Below are 14191 nucleotides of genomic sequence, written 5' to 3'. Positions count from 1 at the left end.
TGAATTTACCAGCCCGGTCGCTGCGCTTATATATGCTTGCTATGCTGCATTTCGCTATAGCGTTTTGCCCAATCTAGAAAGTCATCGGCCGGTAAGGCGGGTGAATACAGGTAGCCCTGTACCATATCGCAATGCCGATCGCGAAGAATACGGCGCTGATTTAAATTTTCGACCCCCTCCGCAATCACCCGCATACCAAAACTGTGAGCCATCGCGACTATGGCGTTGGTCAGGGTAATGCTGTCTTGGCAGTTATCAATATCTTTAACAAAGCTGCGATCAATTTTAAGCGTGTCGAAGGGATAGCGCTTGAGGTAGCTCAAGGAGGCGTAACCGGTGCCAAAATCGTCTAGAGATAAATGCACGCCGAGCATTTTTAGTTGTTTGAATATTTCGCGAATAGTCGGTGTGTCGTTGAGTAATAAACCTTCGGTGATCTCCAGTTCAAGTTGTGCAGCCGGCAAGCCACTTTGTTTTAGCGCGTGACCGACACTCGCTAAAATATCGCCGTCGATAAATTGCTTACTCGAGATATTTACTGCGACACTCAGGGCTGGGAAGCCCGCCCGTGACCACGCCATGATTTGCTGGCAGGCCTGCTCTAGCACCCAATTGCCTATAGTCACTATTTGGCCACTGTGCTCGGCAATAAGGATGAACTCATCGGGGCCTGGCTGCCCCAGATTTTCATTATTCCAGCGCAGCAATACCTCAACGCCGACTAACTGATTGTCGCGAAGATTAATGACGGGCTGATAATACAGTTCAAACTCATTTCGGGCGATGGCATGGCGTAGCTGGTGCTCCATCTCTAAGCGTCGGTCAGCCTGGTCACTCATGCTTTCACTGTAAAAACTGAAGCGACCGCCGCCCTGATTTTTCGCGTCGAACATGGCGGCTTCCGCGCGGCGCATGAGGGTGTTGGCATCGCTGCCATCTTTTGGGTACTGGCTGAGGCCGATACTCGCCGAGATAGTGACTTCGTGTTGCTGCACATAAAAAGGCGCACGGCAGCGATCCAGCAGGCTATCGACCTGGATGCTGGCTTCATCTTTGCAGCTGTCAGCGTCGAGAATAATTAAAAATTCATCTGCCCCGAGGTGGGCAAGAATATGTTCGTCGCGCACACTGCGTCGCAGGCGCTCGGCGGTCTCAATAAGAATCTTGTCGACAACGTGGTGACCTAAGGATTCGTTGATGTAACGAATTCGATCTAAATCAATATAAATTAAGATAAATTCTTGCTGTTGCGCAGCACATTTATCAATTGCCGCATGCAGACTGCGCAGCGCAAATTGACGATTCGGTAAGCCGGTTAATACATTGTAGTGTTCGCGAATAAACAGGCGGTCAGCAATGGCCTTGTGTTCAGAAATGTCTTCACAGCACACGACAATTTTACTGAGTTCACCTGCGCGATTTAAGACCGGCGAAATACTTGTCGATAGATAATGATCTTGCTCTGAATTGTCGAAACGTAATTCGCCCTGCCAAACTACTCCTTCTGCTATAGCCTCGCGAATTCGTTGTCGTGTTTCTGAGGCGAGGTATTTTTTCCACTTTTGGACGTTAATGAGGTCACCGGAATGCTCCGCATTCAGTTTTTCTAAAGTGGGGTGGCGATAATTTATATATTCGGGCAAGAAGTCGGTGTTGAGGAGCAGCATCGCCGAAGAACCATGCTCAAGGAGGACAGTCAATTTGTGGTTTTCGGTGTGAAGTGTCGCTGCGCGGCGCCGCAATATTTCGACGTAAACACTAAGTGCTGCGCTTAACAGTAAAGTGCAGGTAGTAAGAACCGCAAGCGCGAGCAATGCAGGTTGATAAGCAGTTTTTAAACCAAAATAGCTCGCTGCCGCTAAGGCGACCGACACTAACAAGCTTATGGTTAAAACAAGATACCCCATGATTCACCTAGTAAAAAAACAATTACTCATTAAATAGATATTTTTGTGCGCGGTTTGCGCGCGACGAGGGCTGCTTCAAAACTGGTTTTTGCACTATTGGTATTTTCACCCTCATGATAATACTGTATTTCTAGGCCCTTAAACTGTGATAGCAATTCCCTTTCTTGCAAGTAAAAATCGGGGGTTTTGGGACCACATTGAAGCCGGTCAGCGGTGTTGGAAAAGGTTTGATAAAATAATAAACCGCCGGGTTTTAGTGCAGTAGCAATGATTGAAAACAGTGGCCGATACAGAAAGTAGCTCACCACAATAACATCGTATTGTTCGGCCGCTAAGGTAAAGTCATCGTTTTCAATATCGGCGAGGCTGGCTGATATTGCTAATGAATGGTTTTGCGCATAAGCGTTTAAGCGTGAAACAGCGATATCTGAAATATCCATGGCGTCGCATAGCAGCCCAGCTTGGGCGAGGAGAACCGCATTGCCGCCTAAACCACAGGCAATGTCTAGCGCTCGCCCCGTAGCGGGAAGTAGGTTGCGATGTTGTTCTAACACGCTGCATGCGGATGCGGGCATACTGCGCTGTTGATGGCGTAAATTCCACTTCGTTTTGCTTGTTAGTGCATCGCGGTATTCAGCCATTCACTAACGCCGCCAAAATGCCGGCATTAATAATACCAGTAAGGTGAATATTTCTAAGCGACCAAGCAACATGGCGTAGCACAGAATCCATTTTCCGGCATCGTTCACGCTGCGGTAACTTGCTGCAACCTCGCCCAAGCCAGGCCCCATATTATTGATGGCGGCAGCCGTTGCCGAAAATGCGGTGAGGGAGTCTAGCCCGCAAGCCATCATGGCCAAGGTAATAATGATAAACGAAATCATATATACCCCGACAAAACTCCATACCGCGCTAACGACTTTCGATTCAACGCGGTGAGTACCTATTTTTAGCGGTATTACTGCACTGGGATGAATAAGCTGGTTCATTTCGCGGATGCCCTGTTTGGCAACTAACATGACGCGAACCGCTTTCATGCCGCCGCCAGTTGAGCCTGCGCAACCGCCCATAAACGACAACATAATGACCGCGACCGGTAAAAAGCTGGGCCATATTGAAAAATCTTCAGCGCCAAAACCGGCAGTGGTCGCCACTGAAACGGTATGAAAAATACCATGCACAATGCTGTCGCTTAAAGAATATGTGCCGCTAAAAAACAGATAAACCGAAATCGTGAGAATGGCTATACCGATCACCGATAGATAAAACTTGGTTTCAGAATCTTGAAAATACTGTTTTAAAGAGCGGCCCCGCCAGGCGTGAAAATGAATGGTAAAGCTCATCCCGGCAAAGAGCATAAAGGCGCTGCAAATCATCAAAATAAGTGGACTGTTAAAATAGCCCATACTGGCGTCGTGGGTAGAAAACCCGCCTATTGCCACGGTTGAAAAAGAGTGGCTTATTGCGTCAAAAATACTCATTCCCGCCAGCCAGTAGGCCAGCGCACACACGCCGGTTAGGGCTAAGTACATTAAGAATAATACTTTGGCGGTACCGGTTATGCGCGGCGTGAGTTTATTGTCTTTGACTGGGCCAGGGGTTTCAGCTCGGTATAACTGCATGCCACCAATGCCCAGTATAGGGAGAATGGCAACGGCAATAACAATAATGCCGATGCCCCCCAGCCACTGCAAAAATTGCCGATAAAATAAAATAGAAATTGGCAATTCATCGAGCCCGGTAATTACCGTAGCGCCAGTGGTAGTAAGACCAGAAATTGATTCGAACACCGACTCGCTAATCGACAGACCGGGGTTGTCGGCGAGGTAAAACGGTAATGCCCCAAACAAACCCAGTACGGTCCAGAATAGCGACACCACTAAAAAGCCGTCGCGGATACTGAGTTCTTGGCGTTGTTTTAAATTGCCAACCCAGAGCAGCAGCCCAGAGCAGAAGGTCAGTGTAAAAGCCCAAACAAAGGCGTTCAATGCGCCGTCGCTAAACACAATAGACAGCAGCGCGGGCACGGCCATTGTCAGGCTGAATATCATTAGCAACATGCCAATAATTCGGCAAATAATACTCAGATGCATGAGCTGCCTTTGCCTAATAGGGCTTTGAGGGGGCGCGTAATCATTAGAAGAAACTAAACCCGACTTGGAAAAGTTTTTCGACTAACTTAATTTTACTTTTGTCGACTAAGAACAGAATTAAGTGATCCTCGGGTTCCACTTGCAGGTGGCTGTGAGCAATAAGTACTTCTTCGCCGCGCACCAAGGCACCAATACTCACACCTTCGGGCAGCACTATTTCATCGAGTCGGCGACCGACCACTTTTGAGGAGCGGCTATCGCCGTGAGCAATGATCTCTAGGGCCTCAGCAGCGCCGCGGCGCAGCGCGTGCACATTGTATATGTCGCCTCGTCGCACATGGGTGAGCAGGCTACCAATGGTGATTTGCTGAGGTGAAATCGCAATATCAATATCGCCGCCCTGCACTAAATCGACGTAGGCGGGATTGGTGATAAGCGTAATCACTTTTTTCGCGCCCATCCGCTTTGCCAGCAGTGATGACATGATATTGGCTTCATCATCATTGGTTAGCGCGAGAAAGACATCGGTTTCTTCAATATTTTCTTGCGCGAGTAAGTCGTGATCAGAGGCGCTGCCGTGCAGCACAATGGCCTTAGATAATTGTTCAGACAAGGCGCGGCAGCGATCGTAGCTGCGCTCAATAATTTTAACGTGGTAGCGGCTCTCGACTGCTCTGGCCAGGCGCTCACCGATATTACCGCCACCGGCAATCACCAAACGTTTATACGGCGTATCGAGGCGGCGCAGCTCGCTCATCACTGGCATAATGTTCTTTTTAGCGGCAATAAAAAACACTTCATCACCCGCTTCAACCACGGTATCGCCACTGGGCATAATGGCGGTGCCGCGACGGAAAATAGCGGCTACGCGAGTGTCGACGGTGGGCATATGCTCCCGAATGGCGGCCAGTTCATTGCCGACCATTGGGCCGCCGTAATAGGCTTTAACGGCGACAAGCTGAACGAGTCCATCGGCGAAGTCCAGCACCTGGAGGGAACCGGGATACTGCAATAGGCGCTTGATGTACTGGGTGACCAGCTCTTCTGGGCTGATAAAAACGTCGATCGGAATTGCATCGTTGCCAAACAATTTTTCTACGCTGGTATAGGAGTTGGAGCGAATTCGCGAAATCTTGGTGGGGGTGCGAAACAAGGTGTAGGCAACCTGGCAGGCGATCATATTGATCTCGTCGCTGTTGGTGACGGCAATCAATAAATCCGCGTCGGCGGCACCGGCGCGCTCCAGTACATCGGGGTGCGAAGCTTGGCCGGTTACTGTGCCAATATCGAGGCGGTCTTGCAGTTCACGCAGGCGATCCGGGTCTTTATCTACCACGGTAATGTCATTGTGTTCACTGGCCAAGTTTGCGGCCAGAGTTGCGCCGACCTGCCCTGCCCCAAGTATGATGATTTTCATTGTTCGCTATCGCCTGCGCTGTCGCTGTTATGCACTAATTGTGTGTTCTTCTAGTGTGGCACTCAATAGCCGTGTTTACAGTTTTTTCCGCAATAGGGCGTAGAAAAATCCGTCGTGGCCCTGATCCTGAGGGAACAGCTGTCGGCAACCATTGCGATCTACGCCCCAATTAACGTTAAGCGGAACGAGTTCAGCGCTGGGCTCCCGGCTGAGAAACGCGCTAATTTGCTCTTCATTTTCTGCGGGTAGCAATGAGCACGTGGCGTAAAGAAATAAGCCGCCGGGGCTTAAACACTGCCACAAACTGTCGAGCAAGCTCGCCTGCAGGCGGCACAGCGGTGCTATATCGCTAACCATGCGATTCAACTTGATGTCAGGGTTGCGACGAATAACCCCGACCGCAGAGCACGGCGCGTCCAGTAAGATGCGATCGAAGTGCTTGCCATCCCACCAGTGGTCGAGGTTGGCGGCATCGGCGGCTACCAAGGTTGCGTTGAGCTGCAGGCGGGCTAAATTTTCGCTTATGCGGCTTAAGCGCTGCTCGTCTATATCAAGGGCGAGGACTTCGCTCAATGCGGGCTGGGCTTCGAGTATTGCGCCGGTTTTGCCGCCGGGGGCAGCGCAGGCGTCTAAGACGCGCTGACCGGCCTGTAAATCGAGTAACTCGGTACAGAGCTGGGCCGCTTCGTCTTGGACGCTGATATGACCATCAAAAAAGCCGGGTAATTTGTCCACGCCGCAGGCTTGCTCCAGACGAATGCCGTAGGGCGCAAACTCACAGGGGCTGGCGGTCATGTCGAGTGCGGCTAACTCAAGCAGGTAGGCGTCGCGCTCTTGATGCTGGCGATTGAGGCGCAGGCAAAACGGCGGGTGGGCATTGCTGGCGCTGATGATGTCGGCCAGCTGGTCTGGCCATGCTTGGGCAAGTGCCTGGTAGAGCCACGCCGGAAAAGCGGCGTTGGCCGCGGGCTTTAAGTCCGTAAACAGCGTGTCTTTTTCGCGCTGACAGCGGCGCAGTATGGCGTTGGTCATGCCCGCAGCCCATTTTTTGCCGAGGCTGCGACAACCTTCTACTGCGCTGTTAATGGCGGCGTGAGGGGGGATTCGCGTGTAAAAAAGCTGATAGGCGCCGATTAAAATCAGCATTTTAACATCGCTGTCTTTGGGCTTGAGGCCCTTGCTAAACAGCGGTTTGAGCCCCGCGTCTAAGCGCCAGTAATGACGCAGCGTACCGTAGCAAAGCTCCCGGTAGAGTGAGCGCTGGCCGGGATCGAGATCTTGCTCCTCGCGCGGTAATTGTCGAGACAGCGAACTGCCCTCTTGGGCAATACTGGCGAGGCAGCGCGCGGCCGCGACTCTAGGACATTTCATAGGGTGCCTTGGCTGGCAAACAAGGTGCCGGGGGCGAATTGCTCGGCGCGGGAGTTAAGTACATCTTTGGCGGCGAGAATTTTTCCGCCGGGCATTTGCAATTCAAGAATACGCAGGCAGCTGTCGCCGCAGGCAACGACGATACCGGCTTTATCTGCGCTGATAATTGCTCCGGCAGGCTTATCTTGTGGAATAACGCTTTCTGGCTGGGCGCGCCAGATTTTTATCCGCTCATCTGGTTGGCTGGTAGCGAAGCGTGTATAGCAGATGGGAAACGGATTAAAGGCGCGTATTTTACGGTCTATACTCAGGGCGTCGAGCTGCCAGTTAATCTCCGCTTCGGCCTTGCTTATTTTGGCGGCGTAATTACTCAGGCTATCATCTTGGGCCTCAGGTTTGGCGCGGCCCTCAGCGAGTGCTGTAATGGTGGCGACAAGACCTGGGCCACCCAAATCGGCAAGGCGCTCAAGCAAATCGGCGGCGCTGTCTTGAGGGTTAATGGCGCAACTGATTTTACTGAGCATGGCGCCGGTATCGAGACCGGCGTCCATTTGCATAATGGTCACGCCGGTCTCGACGTCACCCGCCTCAATGGCGCGCTGAATAGGCGCTGCGCCCCGCCAGCGGGGTAGCAGTGAACCGTGAACATTCACGCAGCCTAGTCTTGGTATATCGAGCACACTTTGGGGGAGCAATAGGCCATAGGCGACCACAATCATAAGGTCGGCATTGTGACTGGCAAGTAAGTCGCGGTCTTGCGCGTCGCGGAAATTGGCGGGTTGCAGCACCGGAATCCCAGCGGCCGCGGCGCACTGCTTCACGGCGCTGGGCTGGGTCTTTTTACCGCGCCCAGAAGGCCGATCAGGTTGGGTGTATGCGGCCACAATGTGGTGGTGGCCGTCATCAATCAAGGCCTGCAGGTGACGGGCGGCAAACTCGGGGGTGCCGGCAAACACCAGTCGTAACGACGGTGTACTCATGCTTTGTCCGCGGCTTTTTGCTTTTGGAGCTTGACCATCTTTCCGCGAATGCGGTTGCGCTTGAGCGGCGATATATAATCGACAAACAGCTTGCCCAGCAGGTGGTCGTTTTCGTGCTGAATACACACCGCGAGCAAGCCCTCTGGCGTCATCTCAAAGGCGTCGCCATTGCGATCTAGGGCTTTGACCCGAATGTGCTGAGGGCGCTCGACGGTCTCATAAAAACCGGGTACCGACAAACAGCCTTCGTCGTATTGGAAGGTGTCGTGATCCAATACGCTAATCTCTGGGTTAATAAACACCAGAGGCTCACTGCGGTCTTCGCTGGTGTCGATAACAACGATTTGCTCATGTACATTGACTTGGCTGGCCGCGAGGCCAATGCCGGGCGCTTCGTACATGGTGTCGAACATATCGTCGATCAGCTTGCGGATGCGATCATCGACCGTTTTAACCGGTTTTGCGACAGTTCTCAGTCTTGGATCGGGAAATTCGAGGATTTCAAGTACAGCCATAACAGTTTGTGACCATTTCTCGTGTAAGTTGTGTAAGTATTGCTAAGATGATGATTGAGTGCACATTACACTCCACAAATCATTCGCCTGTTGCAGAGTATCCTCTATATTATACAGCGAGCGTTTAATAAATGCCTGATACTTGCGATTTTGCGGGCTGATTGGCGACCAGATCTAGAGTGCTATAGGAAGCGATTATGAAGAACACGGTATTGGGAGTCTGTCTTGGCCTGATGATGGCGTTTGCCCAGGCTGGAGACGTGCTTTCCTTAAAGGCCGGGCATCCACAAACCTATGTAGTGGTTAAGGGCGATACCCTGTGGGATATTTCGGCGATGTTTTTGAACGACCCCTGGTATTGGCCGGAGCTCTGGCACTACAACCCCCAGGTTAAAAACCCGCATCTTATCTACCCTGGCGACGTGTTAAAACTGATGTGGATCGATGGCAAACCGGTGCTGGTGCGCAATCCTGGGCCGGACGATGGCATTGTTAAGCTGACGCCGCAAATGCGGATTGCTGATATTAAAGATGCTATTCCGGCTATTCCGCTGGATGTTATCGCCCCTTTCCTCACCCGTAGCCGGGTGGTGACTGATGAGGAACTCGCTGCAGCGCCCTATGTACTGGCGGGTAAACGCGGCAATATTGTGGCGGGTGCTGGCGACCAAGTGCTAGGACGAGGTGATTTCAGTGGTGACGATACCTACGGTATCTATCGTCGTGGTCAAGTTTATATCGACCCGCAAACTGGCGAGATCCTTGGTGTTGAGGCGACGGATATCGGCACGGCGAATCTACTGGCAACGGAAAAAGACGTGGCTACCCTCACCCTAAACCGCAGCACCCAAGAAATTCGCCGCGCCGACCGCTTTATGCCCCTTGAGGTTCGCCAGTTGCATGCCCGTTTTGAGCCAAAAGCACCGGTTGATAACAGCAATGGCTTTATCATTGCGGTTGAAGGTGGCTTAACGCAGATCGGCAGCATGGACGTGGTGACCTTGAACTTAGGCGAGCGCAATCAAATTGTGCCCGGCGATGTGATGGCAATTTACACCACCGGCGTGGTGGTAACTGACCCAGTGACCAACGAGCGAGTCAAAGCGCCAGACGTGCGCGCTGGCTTGCTGATGGTGTTCCGCAGCTTTGATAAAGTTAGCTATGGCTTGGTCTTAAAAGCAGAAGAGCCGCTCAAAGTGGGTGATAAAGTCAAAAACCCGTAATGTGAAGTGCTTGGGCGGCGTGCGCTGCTCAAGCTTTAGATCGCAAGGATGCGACAGTGGATGATCTTGCCTGCCTGTGGTTGCTCACTCAGCAAACCCTCAAACTGCCCCCTGCGGCCTTTCGACGTGTCATTGCGCACACCGCAAACCCCCGTGACCTATTAAATTTACCGCCAGACGCGCGCATCTCTCTGTCATTAAGCAATCAGCATCTCGATAAACTCAATCGCGTTTTGGCGCGGCGCCAAGCGGGGCAAGATCTGCAGTCTGATTTACAGCGCGCTAAGGTCAGTATCTTGTGCAGGCACAGTGACAACTACCCGCCACTATTAAATGAAATCTACGACGCCCCGCCTTTATTGTATTTTAGGGGCCGCAGTGAGTTGTTAAAAAATCCGCTGTTTGCGCTGGTGGGTAGTCGCCGTCCTAGCCGCACAGGCCGCAGCGATGCCGAGGCCTTTGCCAGAGCCTTGAGCGACGTGGGCATGACCGTTGTGAGCGGTATGGCGCTGGGCGTCGACGGCGCCGCCCACTGTGGCGCCTTGGCTGGCGCTGGTTCTACTATTGCGGTTTTGGGAACGGGAGTGGATCAGTGTTACCCGCGCAGCAACGCCAGCTTGTATGAGCGGATTGCTCATGAGGGTTTGTTAATTAGCGAGTTGCCACTGGGTAGCCCGCCTATGCGGCACCAGTTTCCTCGCCGCAATCGCATTATTAGCGGTATGAGTTTGGGTGTTTTAGTGGTCGAGGCAGCGTTGCGCAGCGGCTCGTTAATTACCGCGCGACAGGCGCTGGAGCAAAACCGTGAGGTTTTCGCGATACCGGGTTCTATCCACAACCCCGCCAGTCGTGGCTGCAATAGCCTGATTAAGCAGGGTGCAAAGCTGGTAGAGCAACTTGACGATATCTTAGAAGAGTTTGCTGGCTGGCTCGAAAGCGCGCCGTCATCAGCGAGTGGTCATACCGCAAATGCCAGTGCTGTCGATATTGAAACCAGCTCACCAGTATACCAAGCGCTGGGCTTTGAGCCTGTCGACATTGACACCCTCGCCCACAATCTAGGTCTGCCAATTTCGGAATTACTGAGTTTACTAAGTGACCTAGAAGTTGAAGGCTGGGTAGAGCAATTTCGGGGTGCTTGGCAGCGCAGCCGCTAGTTAGCCCAATTAGGCGGTCATCATTTATTCAAAATGCCTGGCCGAAAAACCTGTATACTTTCGCCGCATTACAGCGCCGTTATTCTCTCTTATTGCCTTTATTGCGGATTAATCATGACACCTCTGCCTGCCCAATATCGTCTGCGTCGCGCTGCGGCTTTGCTGCGCGCGGGAAAAGTGATTACCCACCCGACTGAAGCGGTGTGGGGTCTGGCCTGCGTGCCCTGGAGTCAGTCTGCCGTGGCGCGGATATTGCAATTAAAACAGCGCGATCCGGCCAAGGGCATGGTATTGGTTGCTGACCATGTTTCACGGTTCCAGGGTGTCATCCCGTTGCTGCCTGACGACGTACAAGAAATGTTAATGGCCAGTTGGCCTGGGCCAAATACTTGGGTGGTGCCTGATGCGGGCTGGGCACCTGAGTGGATTCGCGGCAATCATCACAGTGTAGCCATTCGGGTGAGTAATCATCCTCTCACGGTGGCGCTTTGTCAGGCGGCCAATACCTGTTTGGTTTCTACGTCGGCTAATCCTGCTGGCTTAGAGCCTGCCCGCAGCCAAACAGCGGTGCAGCGCTACTTCCGTTCGGCAGTAGATTATTATTTACCCGGCCGCACTGGCGGCCTAGCCCAACCCACCGGTATTCGCGATGCGCTTACTGGGCAGGTTTTACGTGGTGGCTGAGAATATGGCGATTAGCTGAGTCGCTGGGGAGCAGTAATGCAAGACGTTGATATTGAAGCAGTAAAGCAGTTTTTTTTGTCGTTACAAGACCGCATTTGCGCGCAGTTGAGTGCCCTCGACGGCGAGGCTGATTTCGTTGAAGACGACTGGGGGCGCGGTCGTAGCCGGGTGATTACCAACGGCGCCGTGTTTGAAAAAGGCGGTGTGAATTTCTCCCATGTGCAGGGTGATGCCATGCCCGGTAGCGCTAGCGCCCACCGGCCAGAGCTGGCGGGGCGCAGCTATCAGGCCATGGGCGTATCTCTAGTGATGCACCCGCTCAATCCCCATGTGCCGACCAGTCATGCCAATGTGCGTTTCTTTGTTGCCGAAAAGCCCGGTGAGGCACCGGTGTGGTGGTTTGGCGGCGGTTTTGACTTAACCCCTTACTACGGTAACGAGGATGACTGCCAGCATTGGCACCAGACGGCTTTCGACGCCTGTGCGCCCTTTGGTGAGGACGTGTATCCGCGCTATAAAAAATGGTGCGATGAGTATTTTTATATGCCCCACCGCCAAGAGGCGCGCGGCGTCGGCGGCCTGTTCTTTGACGATCTAAACGAAGGTGGCTTTCAGCGTTGCTTTGAATTTATGCAGGCGGTCGGCAATGCCTACACTGCGGCCTATGTGCCTATTGTAGAGCGTCGTAAAGACACGCCGTGGGGAGAGCGTCAGCGCGACTTCCAGTTGTATCGTCGTGGCCGCTATGTTGAATTTAATTTGGTGTGTGATCGCGGCACCTTATTTGGCCTGCAAAGCGGCGGTCGTACGGAGTCAATCTTGATGTCGCTGCCACCCTTGGTGAGATGGGAGTATAATTGGCAGCCCGAAGACAGCAGCCCCGAAGCGGCGCTGACGTCGCAGTTTTTGCCCGTGCGAGATTGGCTAACTCCACAATAGCGGTATTTGGCAGTGCCAGCTTAAAAATTCGAAGCCAAAAATAAAAGGCAGTACCTTTTTTTATGGATAAAATAGATCATTACGCCGTGTACGGAAATCCCGTTAAGCACAGCAAATCGCCGCAGATCCACGCGGCCTTTGCTGAGCAAACCGGCCAGCAATTGCATTATCGCGCCCACAAAGTTGAGTTGGGGCGATTTGCTGAAGTAGCCACCCAGTTTTTTGAGCACGGCGGCAAGGGCTTAAATATTACCGTACCCTTTAAGCTCGACGCCTTTGAGTTTGCCGACCAGCTCAGTGGCCGCGCTCGCCGCGCGGGCGCGGTGAACACCCTGGCCATTCAAGAAGACGGCACCATCTATGGCGACAATACCGACGGTGTTGGCTTGGTGCGTGATATTCACGACAACTTAGGCTGGGACATGCAAGACCGCCGAATTTTGGTGCTGGGCGCGGGCGGCGCGGTGCGAGGCATTCTGGGACCGCTATTAAAGCAGGGGCCAAGCCATGTTTTAATCGCGAATCGAACCGAAGAAAAAGCCCAAAAATTGGCGCAACAGTTTGAAAAACTGGGCAAAATTGCCGGCGGCAGTTACGCAGGGCTTGCCAGTGCACAGTTTGATTTAATCATTAATGGTACCAGTGCCAGTATGAGCGGTGACCTACCGCCCCTGCCCTCCCATATTCTCAGCAACGATGGCTGCGCCTACGACATGATGTACGGCGCCGCACCAACGCCTTTCATGCGCTGGGCAGCGGGTGAAACGGCGTGGGCGGTGTCCGATGGTCTGGGTATGTTGGTTGAGCAGGCCGCCGAGTCTTTTTGTATTTGGCGCGGTGTGCGGCCGGACACCAAACCGGTTATTGAGTTAATTCGTCAATCCCTGTCGGCGTAAGCGCGGCAACGAAGTAAATTCTGGAAATCGTTTTATGTTAGTTACTGTAGTCGCCCTGATTATTGGGTTGGTTTTGTTGGTTTGGAGTGCAGACCGTTTTGTTATTGGCGCCTCAGCAACCGCTAATATTCTTGGCATATCGCCGTTGGTTATCGGTATTTTGGTGGTGGGTATTGGCACCTCGGCACCAGAAATGTTGGTGTCGGCCATCGCGTCGAGCGACGGTCAGGCTGGTTTGGCGGTGGGTAATGCACTGGGCTCTAATATTACCAATATCGCGTTGATCTTAGGTCTGACCGCCCTGCTTATTCCCCTAAACGTCCAGTCGAAACTGATTAGCAGAGAGATTCCACTACTCATCATCGTCATGCTTGCGGGTTACTTTTTAATGCGTGACGGCGACCTTGGCGTCATGGATGGCACCATCTTACTGTTTGGCTTTGCGGCGGTGATCCTGCGTCAGTTGTGGGAGGCAAAGCACAGCAGCGGTGACAGTATCGAGGCGGAATTTGAGGCGGAGATACCCAAAGACATGGGTATCAAAGCGGCGCTGGGTTGGTTATTGCTCGGGCTCATTCTGTTGATTGGTTCCGCGCGCTTATTGGTCTGGTCGGCGGTGGATATCGCCCACTTCTTTGGTTTGAGCGATTTAATTATTGGTCTGACCGTGGTGGCCATTGGTACCAGTCTGCCCGAGCTGGCGGCTTCGGTGGCGGCAGCGCGTAAAAACGAACACGATATCGCCATTGGGAATGTGGTTGGCTCCAACCTATTCAACCTCCTTGGGGTAATGGCGATTCCCGGTGTTTTGGCGCCCGGTCCAATAGACGCGGCCGTTATGAGCCGAGACTACCCAGTAATGCTATTGCTAACGGGTATCTTCTTTTTAGTGGCCCGAGGGCCGAGCAAGGCGCGCCGCATCTCGCGCCTCGAAGGCGGTGGTCTGCTGTGTATCTACGTTGCCTATATTGCCTACTTGGCTTACGACGCAGGGGTGTTCTAACACCCC

13 protein-coding genes are annotated in these 14191 nt (G+C 52.8%); 6 read left to right on the top strand and 7 right to left on the bottom strand.

The window, feature by feature from the left end:
• Positions 1 to 26: 26 nt before the first annotated feature.
• The 7 genes from HNQ57_RS10965 to def form a co-directional block, all read right to left on the bottom strand.
• Positions 27 to 1907 carry a putative bifunctional diguanylate cyclase/phosphodiesterase gene (locus HNQ57_RS10965; RefSeq protein WP_184462922.1) on the bottom strand — a complete coding sequence of 627 codons (1881 nt, stop codon included), beginning with the start codon at positions 1905 to 1907 and terminating at the stop codon, positions 27 to 29.
• Positions 1908 to 1936: 29 nt separating this feature from the next.
• Positions 1937 to 2548: a class I SAM-dependent methyltransferase gene (locus HNQ57_RS10960; protein WP_184462920.1), complete on the bottom strand. Its 612-nt coding sequence runs from the start codon at positions 2546 to 2548 to the stop codon at positions 1937 to 1939.
• Between the two features lie 3 nt (positions 2549 to 2551).
• On the bottom strand, positions 2552 to 4000 hold the full coding sequence (locus HNQ57_RS10955; RefSeq protein ID WP_184462919.1) for a TrkH family potassium uptake protein: 1449 nt from the start codon (positions 3998 to 4000) through the stop codon (positions 2552 to 2554).
• 43 nt (positions 4001 to 4043) lie between these two features.
• Positions 4044 to 5417: a Trk system potassium transporter TrkA gene (gene trkA, locus HNQ57_RS10950; protein ID WP_184462917.1), complete on the bottom strand. Its 1374-nt coding sequence runs from the start codon at positions 5415 to 5417 to the stop codon at positions 4044 to 4046.
• A 75-nt stretch (positions 5418 to 5492) separates the two neighbouring features.
• Positions 5493 to 6788 (bottom strand): 16S rRNA (cytosine(967)-C(5))-methyltransferase RsmB, encoded by a 1296-nt coding sequence (gene rsmB, locus HNQ57_RS10945; protein ID WP_184462915.1) that lies wholly within the window; start codon positions 6786 to 6788, stop codon positions 5493 to 5495.
• Complete coding sequence (gene fmt, locus HNQ57_RS10940; RefSeq protein ID WP_184462913.1) at positions 6785 to 7768, bottom strand: methionyl-tRNA formyltransferase; 984 nt, start codon at positions 7766 to 7768, stop codon at positions 6785 to 6787. Before fmt ends, rsmB begins: the two co-directional genes overlap by 4 nt.
• Positions 7765 to 8283, bottom strand: coding sequence for a peptide deformylase (gene def, locus HNQ57_RS10935; RefSeq protein ID WP_184462911.1), 519 nt, complete (start codon positions 8281 to 8283; stop codon positions 7765 to 7767). The genes fmt and def overlap by 4 nt, the downstream gene beginning before the upstream one ends.
• Positions 8284 to 8480: 197 nt before the next feature.
• On the opposite strand from def, the gene HNQ57_RS10930 reads away from it, so the two are divergent.
• From HNQ57_RS10930 to HNQ57_RS10905, 6 genes are all read left to right on the top strand, one after another.
• Positions 8481 to 9506 (top strand): LysM peptidoglycan-binding domain-containing protein, encoded by a 1026-nt coding sequence (locus HNQ57_RS10930; protein ID WP_184462909.1) that lies wholly within the window; start codon positions 8481 to 8483, stop codon positions 9504 to 9506.
• 56 nt (positions 9507 to 9562) lie between these two features.
• A complete protein-coding gene (dprA, locus tag HNQ57_RS10925; RefSeq protein WP_184462907.1) occupies positions 9563 to 10663 on the top strand; it encodes a DNA-processing protein DprA in 1101 nt (366 codons plus the stop codon).
• 114 nt (positions 10664 to 10777) lie between these two features.
• Complete coding sequence (gene tsaC, locus HNQ57_RS10920; protein ID WP_184462905.1) at positions 10778 to 11347, top strand: L-threonylcarbamoyladenylate synthase type 1 TsaC; 570 nt, start codon at positions 10778 to 10780, stop codon at positions 11345 to 11347.
• Between the two features lie 36 nt (positions 11348 to 11383).
• The gene (hemF, locus tag HNQ57_RS10915) at positions 11384 to 12286 is read left to right on the top strand and encodes an oxygen-dependent coproporphyrinogen oxidase (RefSeq protein ID WP_184462903.1); all 903 of its coding nucleotides are present in this window, start codon (positions 11384 to 11386) and stop codon (positions 12284 to 12286) included.
• A 62-nt stretch (positions 12287 to 12348) separates the two neighbouring features.
• Positions 12349 to 13182, top strand: coding sequence for a shikimate dehydrogenase (gene aroE / locus HNQ57_RS10910; protein ID WP_184462901.1), 834 nt, complete (start codon positions 12349 to 12351; stop codon positions 13180 to 13182).
• Positions 13183 to 13216: 34 nt separating this feature from the next.
• Positions 13217 to 14185 carry a calcium/sodium antiporter gene (locus HNQ57_RS10905; RefSeq protein ID WP_184462899.1) on the top strand — a complete coding sequence of 323 codons (969 nt, stop codon included), beginning with the start codon at positions 13217 to 13219 and terminating at the stop codon, positions 14183 to 14185.
• The last annotated feature ends 6 nt before the right edge of the window (positions 14186 to 14191 follow it).

The organism is Zhongshania antarctica, assembly GCF_014202945.1.
GTDB classification, from domain to species: Bacteria; Pseudomonadota; Gammaproteobacteria; order Pseudomonadales; family Spongiibacteraceae; genus Spongiibacter; species Spongiibacter antarcticus.
Note: the sequence above shows the minus strand (reverse complement) of the source record. Positions and strands in the feature narration are given on the sequence as shown.